10 protein-coding genes are annotated in these 14148 nt (G+C 62.7%); 5 read left to right on the plus strand and 5 right to left on the minus strand.

Features of this window, described 5'->3' with window-relative positions:
- Nucleotides 1–24 precede the first annotated feature (24 nt).
- The 3 genes from H7995_RS02155 to H7995_RS02165 are packed head-to-tail and all read left to right on the plus strand — an operon-like array spanning nt 25 to nt 3231.
- Nucleotides 25–486 carry a (2Fe-2S)-binding protein gene (locus H7995_RS02155; protein ID WP_166593072.1) on the plus strand — a complete coding sequence of 154 codons (462 nt, stop codon included), beginning with the start codon at nt 25–27 and terminating at the stop codon, nt 484–486.
- A 2-nt stretch (nt 487–488) separates the two neighbouring features.
- Nucleotides 489–2651, plus strand: a complete 2163-nt coding sequence (locus H7995_RS02160; protein WP_185817902.1) for a xanthine dehydrogenase family protein molybdopterin-binding subunit — start codon at nt 489–491, stop codon at nt 2649–2651.
- Nucleotide 2652: 1 nt separating this feature from the next.
- A complete protein-coding gene (locus H7995_RS02165; protein ID WP_166592217.1) occupies nt 2653–3231 on the plus strand; it encodes a hypothetical protein in 579 nt (192 codons plus the stop codon).
- 175 nt (nt 3232–3406) lie between these two features.
- Here H7995_RS02165 and H7995_RS02170 read toward each other — a convergent pair whose 3' ends face one another.
- The gene (locus H7995_RS02170; protein WP_166592216.1) at nt 3407–5350 is read right to left on the minus strand and encodes a DNA topoisomerase III; all 1944 of its coding nucleotides are present in this window, start codon (nt 5348–5350) and stop codon (nt 3407–3409) included.
- A gap of 256 nt (nt 5351–5606) precedes the next feature.
- Here H7995_RS02170 and H7995_RS02175 point away from each other — a divergent pair, with 256 nt between their 5' ends.
- Both H7995_RS02175 and H7995_RS02180 read left to right on the plus strand, forming a co-directional pair.
- The gene (locus H7995_RS02175; RefSeq protein ID WP_185817903.1) at nt 5607–6932 is read left to right on the plus strand and encodes an OprD family porin; all 1326 of its coding nucleotides are present in this window, start codon (nt 5607–5609) and stop codon (nt 6930–6932) included.
- 173 nt (nt 6933–7105) lie between these two features.
- Nucleotides 7106–7321, plus strand: a complete 216-nt coding sequence (locus H7995_RS02180; RefSeq protein WP_185817904.1) for a DUF2790 domain-containing protein — start codon at nt 7106–7108, stop codon at nt 7319–7321.
- A gap of 175 nt (nt 7322–7496) precedes the next feature.
- Here H7995_RS02180 and H7995_RS02185 read toward each other — a convergent pair whose 3' ends face one another.
- The 4 genes from H7995_RS02185 to H7995_RS02200 form a co-directional block, all read right to left on the minus strand.
- A complete protein-coding gene (locus H7995_RS02185; RefSeq protein ID WP_166592213.1) occupies nt 7497–7829 on the minus strand; it encodes a DUF2790 domain-containing protein in 333 nt (110 codons plus the stop codon).
- Nucleotides 7830–7990: 161 nt separating this feature from the next.
- Complete coding sequence (locus H7995_RS02190) at nt 7991–11140, minus strand: CusA/CzcA family heavy metal efflux RND transporter (protein WP_185817905.1); 3150 nt, start codon at nt 11138–11140, stop codon at nt 7991–7993.
- 26 nt (nt 11141–11166) lie between these two features.
- Nucleotides 11167–12372: an efflux RND transporter periplasmic adaptor subunit gene (locus H7995_RS02195; RefSeq protein ID WP_166592211.1), complete on the minus strand. Its 1206-nt coding sequence runs from the start codon at nt 12370–12372 to the stop codon at nt 11167–11169.
- Nucleotides 12373–12438: 66 nt separating this feature from the next.
- A complete protein-coding gene (locus H7995_RS02200; protein ID WP_185817906.1) occupies nt 12439–13614 on the minus strand; it encodes a TolC family protein in 1176 nt (391 codons plus the stop codon).
- Nucleotides 13615–14148 lie beyond the last annotated feature (534 nt).

Genomic DNA, 14148 nt, shown 5'->3' on the forward strand with positions numbered 1-14148 from the left:
CTGACCGTCCCTGAGGAGATTGCCGTGCTGACGTTCAATATCAATGGCAACGATCAACCCCTGGAAGTGCCCGGCGACATGCCGCTGTTGTGGGTGTTGCGCGATGTCGCGCACCTGACCGGGACCAAATTCGGCTGCGGCATGGCGCAATGCGGGGCCTGTACCGTGCATGTCGACGGTGCGCCTTTGCGCTCATGCATCACCCCGGCTGCGGCGGTGGCCAACGGGCAGAAGATTGTCACCATCGAAGGCCTGTCCAGCGACGGTTCGCACCCGGTGCAGCGGGCCTGGGCCGAGATCGACGTGGTGCAGTGCGGTTACTGCCAGTCCGGGCAGATCATGTCGGCGGTGGCCCTGCTGGCGAAAATCCCCGCGCCGACTGACAGTGATATCGATCAGGCGCTGTCGGGCAATATCTGCCGTTGTGGCACCTACCCGCGTATTCGGGCGGCGATCAAGCGTGCTGCGCACATCGGGGAGGCCTGAGCATGAGCGTACTCACCGAAAGCTCGCGCCGCTCCTTTCTCAAAGGCAGCGCCGTACTGGGCGCTGGCCTGGTGGTGGGGTTTTTGATCCCCGGGGCCAACCGCTTTGCCCGCGCGGCCACGGATTCGGGCTTTGCGCCCAACGCTTTTCTGCGGATCGCCCCGGACAGCCGCGTCACCATACTGTTGGGGCACGCGGAAATGGGCCAGGGCATCTGGACTGGCCTGACCATGCTGATCGCCGAGGAACTGGACGCGGACTGGAGCAAGATTCGCGTCGAACACGCCCCGGCGTCGGCGGCGTTGTACGGCCTGCCAGCCTTTGGCGGCATGCAGATCACCGGGGGCTCGACTTCGACCTGGATGGAGTTCGACCGCTATCGCCAGGCCGGTGCCGCGGCACGTCTGATGTTGATCGAAGCCGCTGCCAAGCGCTTCAACGTCGCGCCATCCCAGGTGCGCACCGAAGCGGGGGTGGTGATTGCCGGCGACCAGCGGGCCACCTATGGCGAACTGGCCAATGAGGCCGGGCAACTGCCGGTGCCGGATCCGGCATCGATCAAACTCAAGGACGCCAAGGACTGGACCCTGATCGGCAAGCCGACCAAGCGCCTGGACTCCCCGGAGAAAATCACCGGCCAGGCGAAGTTCGGCATGGACGTGCAGTTCGAGGGGCTGCTCACCGCCATGGTCGCCCGTGCGCCGGTACTGGGCGGCAGCGTGCGCTCCTTCGACGCCCAGGCCGCGCTGGCGGTGCCCGGGGTGCACAAGGTACTGCAGGTGCCCACGGGCGTGGCGGTGGTGGCCGATCATTATTGGGCCGCCAAGCTGGGGCGCGATGCGCTGAAAATCGACTGGGACCTGGGCCCCAATGCAGGCCTGGACAGCGTCACCCTGCTGCAGGACTTCCGCAAGCTGGCCACCACCCCCGGCACACCGGCCAGCCAGGCCGGGGATGTCAGCGCCGCGTTGGCCAAGGCGACGAAGACCGTGGATGTCGAGTACAGCGTGCCGTACCTGGCGCATGCGCCGATGGAGCCGCTCAACTGCACGGTGCGCATTACCCACGCGCAATGCGAGATCTGGACCGGCACCCAGTTCCAGACCCTGGACCAGATGGTCGCGGCGAAGATCACCGGGCTCAAGCCGGAGCAGGTGGTGATTCATACCCAATTCCTCGGTGGCGGCTTCGGTCGGCGGGCCAACCCGACCTCGGATTTTGTCAGTGAGGCGGTGCAGGTGGCGCACGTCGCCGGTGCGCCAGTGAAGACCGTCTGGTCGCGCGAAGACGACATCCGTGGCGGCTACTACCGCTCGGCCTTCCTGCATCACGCGCGGATCGGCCTGGGGCCGGATGGCTTGCCCTTGGCCTGGCAGCATGTGCTGGTGGGGCAGTCGATCATGGCCGGGACCATGCTGGAGGCGAGCATGATCAAGGATGGCATCGACAAGACCTCGGTCGAAGGGGTGGCGGACAGTCCCTACCTGGCCAGCCTGGCCAATCACCGGGTCGACCTGCACTCACCCAAGACCGGCATCAGTGTGCTGTGGCTGCGTTCGGTGGGGCACACCCACACCGCTTTTGTCATGGAATCCTTGATCGACGAACTGGCTGCGGCGGCAGGCAAGGACCCGGTGGACTACCGGCGGACTTTGCTCAAGGACCATCCACGGCACCTCGGGGTGCTCAACCTGGCCGTGGAAAAGGCCAACTGGCAGGCACCCTTGCCGGCGGGGCATGCCTTGGGGGTGGCGGTGCACGAGTCCTTTGGCAGTTATGTCGCGCAAGTCAGCGAAGTGTCCCAGGACAACCTGAAAATCCGCGTGCACCGGGTGGTCTGTGCCGTCGATTGCGGGATTGCGGTGAACCCGGCCAGCATTGTCGCGCAGATGGAGTCGTGCATCACTTTCGGCCTGGGTTTCACCTTGCACAGCAAAGTGACCTTCAAGGACGGTCAGGTGGTGCAGTCCAACTACCACGACTATCAGGTGCTGCGGCTCAACGAAATGCCTGAGGTGCAGGTGCACATCCTGCCCAGCACCGAGAAGCCGGGTGGTATCGGCGAGGCTGGCGTGCCGCCCACTGCACCGGCGGTGGCCAATGCGGTGTATGCCCTGACCGGGCAACGCCTGCGTGAGTTGCCGTTGCAGCTGGAGGGGGTGTGAGATGAGACGCCACCTGTTTTTGGCCACGCTGCTGTTGCTCGGGGTGGGCGGCTACACCTCGGACCTGTTCGCCGACGAGTCGCCGGCGCTGAGTGCATTCGGCACGGTGCAGAAGGTGTTCCAGAGCCCGCGCTGCCAGAACTGCCATATCCCCGGGGATGCGCCTTTGCAGTTCGATGCCGGGCTGACCCACGGCATGAGTGTGGTGCGTGGGGTGGAGGGCAAGGGGGCTGCCGGATTGCCCTGTGCCACCTGTCATGGCGAGTCCAATCCACCGGCCAGCTATGGCCCCCACGCGCCACCGGGCGCCCCGCACTGGAGCCTGCCGCCGGCGGCACACAAAATGGCCTGGATCGGGCTGCCGGCCGATCAGTTGTGCCAGATGATCAAGGACCGTTCGAGCAACGGCGACCGCGACTTTGCCGCGTTGATCAAGCATGTCAGCGACGACAAGCTGGTGCTCTGGGGCTGGAACCCCGGCGGCAACCGAGCCCCGGTACCGGTGCCCCACGATGTGTTCGTCAGCCAGTTCAAAGTGTGGGCCGAGGCGGGTGGGCCTTGTCCGGTGGTGGGGAGTTAGAGGGCTGTTGATCTTGGTTCTATCCCGGGCAAGCCCAGTCCCACACATGTGCTGGGTGTACGCGAGACCTACGGCCAGCCAAAAACACTGTAGGAGCGAGCTTGCTCGCGATGGGGCCAGTGCATTCAACATCGCTGGCACCTGACCCACTGCCTACACGTTCAGCAGTTGCCATTCAGGCCTTGGGCTTGGCCTTGCGTTTGCCGGTCGTTGCGGCTTTGCGTGAGGGGCTCTTGCGTTTGCCTTTCCAGGGTGTCGCGCCTTTGCCGGCCGGGCTTGCCGGGCCGCTGATGGTCAGGCGCAGGCCGGTGCAGCGGCCCACTTGCTTGCTCATCCAGGCGGCCTGCTTGGCGACGAACTCTTCCAGGCTCATTTCACCGCTCTGCACCATGTCCAGGGCTTGTTCCCAGATGGCCGTGGTGCCGGGATCGGCGATGGCTCGGGGGACGGCGTCGATCAGGCTGAAGGCCGCCGGTGTGGCAGCCAGCGCCTTGCCGTGCTTGACCAGGTAACCGCGGTCCAGCAGCCCCTGGATGATTCCCGCGCGGGTGGCTTCGGTGCCGATGCCGGTGGTGTCCTTGAGTTTTTGCTTGAGCAGCGGGTCCTGCACCAGCTTGGCCACGTTTTTCATGGCCTTGATCAGGTCGCCCTCGGTAAACGGCTTGGGTGGTTGGGTCCACAGGTCCTTGAGATTGACGTCGGCAACCGGATAGTCGCTGCCCTGGGTCAGGGGCGGCAGGTTTTGCGGGGCGGCGGCTTCGCGTCCCTTGGCGGCTGCCAGAGCCTCGGGCATGGCGCGTTTCCAGCCCGGCTCCACCACCTGCTTGCCCACTGCGCGCAGAGCGTGGCCGGCACAGTCGAAGTCGGCCTGGGTGCGGTCGTACTCATGGTTGGGCAGGAACTGCGCCAGGTAGCGCGCGCGAATCAAGGTGTAGACCGCCCGGTGCTTGCCGCTCAGGCGCTCGAAATTGTGCGCGGCGGCGGTGGGGATGATGCCGTGGTGGGCGCTGACCTTGGCGTCGTTCCAGGCCCGGGAGCGGCGTTGCGGCTCCAGGTGCTGGAGCAACGGCGCCAGGCTTGGGTCCGCGCGGCCCAGGGCCTGCAGAATCGCCGGTGCTTCGCCGTGCTGGCTCACGGGCAGGTAGCCGCAGTCGCTGCGTGGGTAGGTGATGACTTTATGGGTTTCGTACAGCGCCTGGGCCACGTCGAGGGTTTCCTGGGCCCCCAGGCCGAGTTTTTTCGAGCAGATTTCCTGCAGGGTGCCAAGGTCGAAGGGCAGTGGCGCGACCTCCCGCACCCGCTCGGTGCGCAGCTTGACCAGGCGCGCACTGGCGGCAGTGCGCATGGCTTGCGCCGCTTGCTGGGCCAACGCTTGATTGAGGCAACGGTCCTGTTCATCGCACAGGTCCGACGGCGCCCGCCATTGGGCGGTAAACGGGGTCGCGTCGTGCAGCAATTGCACGTCGATCGCCCAATAGGGCACTGGCACGAAGTCGGCGATGCTGCGGTCGCGGTCCACCACCAGGCGCAGGGTCGGGGTTTGCACTCGACCCACCGGCAGGACGCCCTGGTAACCGGACTGGCGCCCGAGCAGGGTGAACAGCCGGCTCATGTTCATGCCGATCAACCAGTCGGCCCGCGAGCGACCCAGTGCCGAGTGATACAGGCTGAAAGTCTCCGCTCCCGGCTTGAGGGCCGCCAGGGCCTTGCGGATCGAGGCATCGTCGAGCGCCGACAACCACAGCCGCTGGATCGGCCCGCGGTAGCGACAGTGCTCCACCAGTTCGCGGGCAATCATTTCGCCCTCACGGTCGGCGTCGGTGGCGATCACCAGTTCCTGGGCCTCACCCAACAGCCGCTTGACCGCCTTGAACTGGCTGGCGGTCTTGGGCTTGACCAGCATCTTCCACTTTTCGGGAATGATCGGCAGGTCTGCCAGCACCCAGCGTTTATAGCGGGCGTCGTAGGCATCCGGTGGCGCGGTTTCCAGCAGGTGGCCGATGCACCAGGTGACGGTGATCCCCGTCCCCAGCCAGCAGCCATCGCCACGCCGGCTGGCGCCGAGCACCGCGGCAATGTCTTTGGCCTGGGAAGGTTTTTCACACAGATACAGACGCATATCGACCATCAGTCTTCAGGTAACAAGCTGCACAGCATGCGCGGTGCGGCGGCCTGGATCAATCTTTATCTGTATGGATGTACAGTCAAAGGCGTTGCCGGCCATTGCGCCCGACACCACGCCCGTGCATGACGAAATTGTCATTCGCCCATCATCTTCACGTTATCTCGTGCTTGCCACGATATCGCTCGGCGGACCTGGGGCGCCCGGCCCCGCACTACAACAAGACTTTGCGCCAAACATTCAGGAGCGAAAGATGAATAACAACACAACATTGACCCTGGCGGCGATAGCCGCGCTGGCCGGTTCCGGCGCTTCACTGGCGGTGGCCGAAGAGAAGCCCGAAGGTTTTGTCGAGGGCAGCAGCCTGACGGTGCTCAACCGCAACTACTACTTCAACCGTGATCACCGCAACGGCCAGTCCAGCCCTACGGGCAATGGTTATTCCGAGGCCTGGGCACAAGGGATTATCAGCAAGTTCGAATCGGGATTCACACAGGGCACCGTGGGTGTCGGGGTGGATGCCTTCGCCATGATCGGCCTGAAACTGGACACCGGCGACGGGCGCAATGGCGCACGCAGTTCGTTCGATGTACTGCCGGTCGACGCCCGGGGCGAGGCCCGCGATGAATACTCCAAGCTGGGTGGCGCGGCGAAAATCCGGGCGTTTGATACGGTGGTCAAGGTGGGCGATGTGTTTCCTGCCACGCCGGTGGTGGCTGCCGGGGATTCGCGACTGCTGCCGGAAAGTTTCACCGGGGTCACGGCCAGCAACACCAGCCTGGAGGGCCTGACGCTGCAGGGCGGTCGTCTGCACGCAATGAGCCAGCCGGTTTCGAGCAACATGCGCGACAACTTCGCAACCTTTTATGCCGGGCCGGTCAACTCGCCTTGGGTGGCGTACTTCGGCGGCGACTACAGCCTCAACCGGCACGTCAGCGTCAGCCTGTATTCCAGCCGACTGAAGGACGCCTGGAATCAGTACTACGCCGGTACGACCCTGAGTTATCCGCTGGGCGAGGAGGTCTCGCTGTTCGGTGGCTTGAACTATTACAAGGCGGTGGATGAGGGCCAGCAGTTGCTGGGCCGGTTCGACAACAACATCTGGAGTGCCAAGGCCGGGGTGAAGTTCGGTGCCCACAGCCTGGCGCTGTCCCACCAGCGCAATAACGGCAACGATGACTTCGACTACCTGCGGCAGTCGGACTCGATCTTCCTCGACAACTCGATCCAGTACAGCGACTTCAACTCGCCCAAGGAGCGTTCGTGGATGGTGCGTTATGACCTGGACATGACCACTTACGGAGTCCCGGGCCTGAGTTTCATGACCCGTTATGGTCGCGGCAGTGATGCCGACTACTCCAACGCCAACACGGTGTACATGCGCCGCGATGCCGAGGGCAATCCGTTGACGGACCAGAAGCGCTGGGAGCGGGATATCGAAGTCAAATACGTGGTGCAGTCCGGTTCGCTCAAGGATCTGTCGTTGCGCGTGCGCCAGGCGAACACCCGGGCCACGGCATTCGAGTCGGACCTGGACGAAGTCCGGCTGATTGTCGAATACCCTTTGGCAATTCTTTGATAGTGGGGCATGGGATGAGCCGTATAGGGCCGTTTGAATAGCCAACCTATCAAGAATGTAATGTCCCGCCCATGCTCCTGTTAACTTGGCTTTTTTATACTTGTCGGCAAGCCAAAGACTTGAAGGCCAATAGGTCGGCGAGTCATTCCGATGATGGTAAGAGGAAGCCTGTCATGAAACTTGTGAAGTTCGTGTTTATTACGGTAGTTGCCGTGGCCAGCAGCAGTGTATTTGCCGAAGGGGGCGCCGAGCGTTCTCAGCAATACCTGGCAGCGTTCAAACTGAGTCAGCAACAAGTGCACGGTACTTCGAGCACGGTTGATGTCCAGTCGACGGCCAACGCGGACTCACAGGATGAGGGCAAGCAGGGCAAGAACTCGGAGGGTTGATCAGCGTTCACAGTGTCCATTCACCTTGGTAGCGTCTTGCTCCTTTGGAAGAGGTGAATTTTTCAGCGTCCTTCGGGACGCTTTTTTTTGCTCTGCGGATTGTTGCGGCTGCCATAGCCGCTGGAGCGAGTGCGCTCGCTCCAGCGGCGGGCGGACGTTGCCGGGCTCAGTGGGGTCAACCGCCGCGACGGCTGCAGTCGCCGGCGATGGTGTAGCGCAGGGTATTGAGTTGCCCGCGGGTGTCTTCATAGGTCATCTGCGCCGGCACGGGCCCGCAGGACTTTATCGGGGGAGTGACATTCACCACTTTGGCCACATCCAGTTTCATGCCATAGGCATATTCCTTGACGATGGGTTGTTCCTTGCCTTGTTGGGCGGCATAGCGCTGCATGGCCATCTGATTGTTCTGCATCATCGTTTCAAATCGCCTGTCGCCGCCACTTTCGGCGAGGGCGTTAGTGGAAACAATCAGTGCCGCGGTGAGGCTGATAAGTTGGCTGAGTTTCATGTCGATGACCTCGGTTAAATAAAGCGGAATATTATCAATGCCGACCTTTCGTCGACGTGGCGATGCGATGACAGATCAGTCATGTAAATATCTCGAGCACTAAAAAACCCGCAGCCATTAATGACTGCGGGCAAGTAAGCACAAACGGATTAGTGCACGGGTTATTCGCTCACTGCCTCTTCATCCCGCCGATGGGCCCAGTGATACAGCGCCGGCAATATCAATAACGTGAGGGCCGTCGACGACAGGATTCCACCGATCACCACGGTGGCCAGGGGCCGTTGGACCTCGGCACCGGTACCGGTTGCCAGGGCCATGGGAATGAAGCCCAGGGACGCCACCAGCGCGGTCATCAACACCGGACGCAAGCGCGTCAAGGCGCCTTCGTTGACGGCCACACCAAGGGATAGACCTTGCTCGCGCAGGTTGCGGATGAAGGCGATCATCACCAGGCCGTTGAGCACTGCCACTCCGGACAGGGCGATGAATCCCACGCCGGCGGAGATCGACAGTGGAATGTCCCGCAGCCACAGCGCCATTACGCCACCGGTCAACGCGAACGGAATCCCGGTGAACACCAACAAGCCATCCTTGAGGTTGTTGAACATCATGAAGAGCAGCGCGAACACCAGCAGCAAGGCCACCGGCACCACAATCTGCAGGCGCTTGGCTGCCGACTGCAACTGCTCGAACTGGCCTCCCCAGGTGGTCCAGTAACCGGCAGGAATCTGCACCTGCTGCTCGATCCGGGCACTGGCCTGCTGCACGAACGAACCGATATCGCGGCCACGCACGTTGGCACTGACAATCACCAGGCGCTTGCCATTCTCGCGACTGACCTGGTTTGGCCCGAGCACCAGATCCAGGCTGGCAACGTCCGCCAGGGCGATGAAGCCGATGGTGTCGGCGCTGCCGTTGAGCAGGGCGGGTACTGGGATCAGCAGCTTCGACAGGCCCTCGACGTCCTTGCGCATGGCGTCGGACAAACGCACCACCATGTCGAAGCGCCGATCACCTTCATACAGGATGCCGGCCTGGCGTCCGCCAACCGCCACCGCAATGGTGTCTTGCACATCACCGACGTTGAGCCCGTAACGCGCGGCCTTGTCGCGGTCGATATTGATGGTCAGTACCGGCAGGCCAGTGGTCTGTTCGACCTTGACCTCCGAGGCGCCATCGATGGTTTGCAAGGTCGCCGCAATTTTCGTCGCGGTGCTGTTGAGTACGTCCATGTCGTCACCGAAGACCTTGACCGCGACGTCGCTACGCACCCCGGAAATCAGCTCGTTGAAGCGCAGCTGGATCGGTTGCGACAACTCATAGTTACTGCCCGGCAACAGCGCCGTCACCCGCTGGATATCGGCGATCAGCGCCTCGCGGCTTTTGTTCGGGTCGGGCCACTGTTGCTGCGGCTTGAGCATCACGTAGCTGTCGGAGATGTTGGGCGGCATCGGGTCGGAGGCGATCTCGGCGGTGCCGGTGCGGGCGAACACACGCTGCACTTCGGGGATCTTTTCCAGCAGCAGTGTTTCCAGGCGCTGTTGCATGTCCACTGATTGGCTCAGGCTGGTGCCCGGTACGCGCAAGGCTTGCAGGGCGAAGTCGCCTTCGCTGAGGCTGGGCACGAACTCACTGCCCATGCGGCTGGCGACCACCGTGCAGACGCCGATCATCGCGAGCGCCAGGGCGAACGCCAGTTGGCGGTGCCCCATGACCCAATCCAGCGCCGGCGCATAGGCCCGGCGCGCGCCGCGCATGACCAGGTTCTCGCCTTCCTTGACCTTGCCGGTGACAAACATCGCGATGGCCGCCGGCACGAAGGTCACCGAGAGCAGCATGGCGCCGAGCAGGGCAATCACCACGGTGAACGCCATTGGATGGAACATTTTGCCCTCGACCCCGGTCAGGGCGAAGATCGGCAAGTACACCACCATGATGATCAACTGGCCGTAGATCAGCGGCCGTCGTGCTTCCCTGGCTGCCGCGAAGACTTCATGAAAGCGCTCGGAGCGCGTGAGAATACGGCCATGTTGCTGCTGGGCGTGGGCCAGACGGCGGATGGCGTTCTCGACGATGACCACTGCACCGTCGACGATAATGCCGAAGTCCAGCGCGCCGAGGCTCATCAGGTTGGCGCTGACCTTGTTGGTGAACATGCCGGTGAAGGTGAAGAGCATGGCCAGGGGGATCACCATGGCGGTGATCAGCGCAGCGCGGATATTGCCCAGGAACAGGAACAAGATGGCGATCACCAGGATCGCGCCTTCGATCAAGTTTTTCTTGACCGTGGCAATGGCTTTGTCGACCAGCGTGGTGCGGTCATACACCGTCACTGCGACCACGCCCTGAGGCAGGGTCCGGTTGATTTGTTCAAGCTTGCTGGCCACCGCTTGCGACACCGTTCGGCTGTTTTCGCCGATCAGCATGAACACCGTGCCGAGTACCACTTCCCGGCCGTTTTCAGTGGCAGCACCGGTGCGTAATTCACGGCCGATGTCGACACTGGCGACGTTCTTGATCCGGATCGGTGTGCCGTCGACATTGGCCATGACGATGTTGGCGATGTCATCGAGACTCGCCACCTGGCCGGGAGCGCGAATCAGCAACTGCTCCCCACTGCGCTCGATGTACCCGGCACCGACGTTGGCGTTGTTGCGTTCCAGTGCGCTCACCAGGTCAGTCAACGTCAGCTTGTAGGCGGCCAGGCGCTTGGGGTCGGGGGCAACCTGATACTCCTTGGCAAAGCCGCCGATGGTGTTGATCTCCGCCACGCCGGGCACATTGCGCAGTTGCGGCTTGATGATCCAGTCCTGGATCACCCGCAGATCGGTGGGGGTGTAGGCGCTGCCGTCCTCCTTGCGTGCATCGGCCGTGGCTTCCACGGTCCACAGGAAAATCTCCCCGAGTCCCGTGGAGATGGGGCCCATGACGGCCTCGACGCCCGGAGGCAGTTGCTCCTTGGCCACCTGCAGCCGTTCATTGACCAATTGCCGGGCGAAGAACAGGTCGGTGCCTTCCTTGAAGATCACCGTCACTTGCGACAGCCCGGAACGTGACAGCGAACGGGTCTGTTCCAGCGCCGGCAACCCGGCCATGGCCGTCTCGATGGGGAAGGTGATGCGCTGCTCGGTTTCCAGCGGCGAGAACCCGGCGGCCGCGGTGTTGATCTGCACCTGGACGTTGGTGATGTCCGGCACGGCGTCGATCGGCAACTTCTGGTAGCTGGCGATACCCAGGCCAGCCATGAGTAGAACCGCGAGCAGCACGATGATGCGCTGCTCGATGGCGAATTGGATCAGGCGTTCGAACATGAGGACCTTCTTGTGCCGATAGCGGATCAGTGAGCGTGCTCGGCCGAAGCCTTGCCCAGTTCTGACTTGAGGATGAAGCTGCCCGCCGTGGCGACGCGCGCCCCGGCATCCAGCCCCTGGATGATTTCCACCTGGCCTGCGGAGCGGCTGCCGAGCGCTACCGTCCGGGCCTCAAAGCCGTCGTCCGTGCGCACGAAAACACGGGGGCTGTCCTCAATGGTCTGAATCGCGGTTTCGGGGACGGTGACCGAGGCCTGGCGGGTATCGGTGGTGACCCGCACGGTCACGAACAACCCCGGACGCCAGGCGCCGTCTGGGTTGGCGAGGCTGGCCCGGACCGTGGCCGTGCGGGTTTGCTCGCCCAGCAGGCTGCCGACGTAGGACACGTTGCCCGCCACTTCGGCATTCAGTTCCGGGGCATTGACGTTGACCGACGTGTCGACTCGTACGCTGTCCAGGTCCTTGGGTGAAACCCCAAACGTTACCCAGACCCGCGACAGGTCGGAGAGGGTAAACACGCTGGTGGCGTCGTTGACCACTTCCCCCAGGGTCAGGTGTTTTTCCACCACCATCGCGTCGAAGGGCGCCCGCAACTCATAACGATTGCCACCACCGGTGGCGCTGCTGCCACTCAATGCGCTGATTTTCTGGCGGGCGTTGTTCAGGGCGATCTCGGCTTCTTGCAGGGCCTGGCGCGCTTGCAGAAAATCCTGCTCGGCGGAAATCTGCTCCTGCCACAACTGGCGTTCACGCTCAAAGGTGCTGCGCGCCAATTCAACGCGACGCTGGGCGGCCGCCTGTTCACTGCGTTGCTCGGAGATTTGCGGGCTGGCAATCACCGCCAGCAACTGCCCCTTTTTCACCGCTTGTCCGAGGTTGACCAGCACCTGCTCGACCACCCCGGGGGCGCGGGGAACGATGTGAGCAGTGCGGTCTTCGTCAAAACGTACTTCGCCGGGGAACGCCAGCGACAGCGCCATGACCTGTGGCCGCGCCTCGGCCAATTGAATGCCGGCGGCATTGATTTGCTCGTCGCTGAGCGTCAGGTGACCTTCGGCTTCCTCCGGTTCTGCTTCAGCGGGTGTGTCGGCCGTGATCTGGGCGGGTGTGCCGTGCTCGGCGTGCGACTGCTCTGCGACGGGCGCCGACGTGGCGCGGGTGGTCAGCAATGAACCGAGGCCGATGCCGGCGATCAGGGTCAAAGCGATGGCCAGGATGGCTTTTTTGTCCATGGATACTCCAGGCACCGTTGGGTCAGTACGACCGGACGGGTGCGCAATACGGCTATAGATAGGATTTCAAGGGGTGGGGAGGAGGGCGCGGGTGTCGCCATAGATGCGTTCGATACGCACCCAGGCATCGGTGGAATCGGCCACGGCCTGCAGGTATTGGCTGCGCGCCTCGAACAGGGTGCGCTGGGCATCGAGCACGTCGAGGAAGTTGAATTTGCCCATTTCAAAGCCACGGGTGGCGGTGTCGACTGCACTTTGGGCCGCCGGCAGGATCACCTGGTTGAAGGCGTTGACTTCGGTGTTGGCAGTGGCCCATTGCTCCAGGCCTGACTGGACCTCGGAGCGCAGGCGCAATTCGCTGGCGTTGCGCAGGTCCCGAGCCTGGTCGGTGCGGCGCGCGGCGGCCAGCACATTGCCCTGGTTGCGATTGAACAATGGAATCGGCATCGACACGCCCAGCAGGTTGACCCGTTCGCGATCGGTCTCGCTGTACTGGCTACCGATGCTCACCGTCAGGTCGGGGATGCGCAGGGCCTTTTCCAGGCCTAGCGAGGCTTCCTTCTGGTTGATCTGCAAGCGCGCCAGGCGCAGCTCGGCGGTAGTGGGGAGGCGATCAAGCAGGGTCTGTGGCGAGGCAATGGCCGGCAATGCGGTTGTCGGTTCTTCGACGCGGGTAAAGGTGGCCTGTGGGGCCCCGGTGACCTGTGCCAGCTGCTGATAGGCGGTGGCCTGGTCACGTTCGGCGCGACGCAGTTCCAGGCGCACCTGGGACAGTTGCACCTGCGCGCGCGTGGCTTCGACCGGCGCCGCCTTGCCGGCGTTGATGCGTCCCTGGGCTACGCGCAGTCCGCGCTCGGCCAGTTGCAAGGATTGCTCGGTCAGTAACAAACGTTGCTGAGCGATGGTCGAGTTGTAGAAGGCCTGGAACACATCCGCGCGCAATTCATTGCGTCGACGTTCCAGTTCGATACCCGCCGCGTCCTGCGTTCGCTCGGCCACTTCGATTCTGGCGCCGCGTTTTCCACCCAGCTCCAGCGGTTGGCTGAGCATCAGCGTGGTGGTTCGCGAGCGGCGTCGGGTGTCTTCGGCCTCCCAGGACACTTGCGGATTGGGGATCAGCCCGGCTTGCTGGCGATCACCCTCGGCGACGCCGATTTCCCATTGCGCCGCAGCCAGATTCGGGTTGTGGGCAAAGGCACTCTGCAGCGCTCGCTCCAGGGTCAATGGTGCGGCCTGTACCATGGCCGGCAAGGCACTGGCGGCGATTGCCAGACTGAGCAGTAAAACAGCAGGGCCAGTGAGTAACTTTCTGATCCTGGGTGGACTAACGACGCATTGATAACCCTGCACTGTGGACGTTCCTTAAATGCGAAACAGGCGATGGCGTTAATCTAGAGGTCGGTGCTTATCAGTAAGGTGGCTGGATAATTACAAATACGTTATCCGCGGTTTGCGTAGGAACTTGTGTATTAGGATGGAAAGTGTCGGAACGTTATAGGCGTCGCCATAGAAATATGACGATACAAACACCGATGGTTTATCCGCTCAGATGCACTTGTTGATTTTGTTTGTTCGTGAATTACCCGGGCTGTTAGTTGCGGCATTTTGTCGCGCTTGTGGATTGCAGCACTCAAGGCCGCGGATTCCGGTTGACCCTGAAGCCACTACAGACATTAGCGTGGTGCACGAGCGGCTCATTTTGAACCACGGAGCCGTATGAAAACATCTTTGTCGTGCTCTGAATAAATCCATGCGTTATTTGTTTAAAGGTGAACA

The organism is Pseudomonas kielensis (genome assembly GCF_014236655.1).
GTDB classification, from domain to species: Bacteria; Pseudomonadota; Gammaproteobacteria; order Pseudomonadales; family Pseudomonadaceae; genus Aquipseudomonas; species Aquipseudomonas kielensis.

Bases quoted from the DNA above. Each gene is read 5' to 3' on its own strand.
- H7995_RS02160 (WP_185817902.1), top strand. From the start codon at position 489: ATGAGCGTACTCACCGAAAGCTCGCGCCGCTCCTTTCTCAAAGGCAGC.
- H7995_RS02165 (WP_166592217.1), top strand. From the start codon at position 2,653: ATGAGACGCCACCTGTTTTTGGCCACGCTGCTGTTGCTCGGGGTGGGC.
- H7995_RS02175 (WP_185817903.1), top strand. From the start codon at position 5,607: ATGAATAACAACACAACATTGACCCTGGCGGCGATAGCCGCGCTGGCC.
- H7995_RS02185 (WP_166592213.1), bottom strand. From the start codon at position 7,829: ATGAAACTCAGCCAACTTATCAGCCTCACCGCGGCACTGATTGTTTCC.
- H7995_RS02170 (WP_166592216.1), bottom strand. From the start codon at position 5,350: ATGCGTCTGTATCTGTGTGAAAAACCTTCCCAGGCCAAAGACATTGCC.
- H7995_RS02200 (WP_185817906.1), bottom strand. From the start codon at position 13,614: ATGGTACAGGCCGCACCATTGACCCTGGAGCGAGCGCTGCAGAGTGCC.
- H7995_RS02180 (WP_185817904.1), top strand. From the start codon at position 7,106: ATGAAACTTGTGAAGTTCGTGTTTATTACGGTAGTTGCCGTGGCCAGC.
- H7995_RS02190 (WP_185817905.1), bottom strand. From the start codon at position 11,140: ATGTTCGAACGCCTGATCCAATTCGCCATCGAGCAGCGCATCATCGTG.
- H7995_RS02195 (WP_166592211.1), bottom strand. From the start codon at position 12,372: ATGGACAAAAAAGCCATCCTGGCCATCGCTTTGACCCTGATCGCCGGC.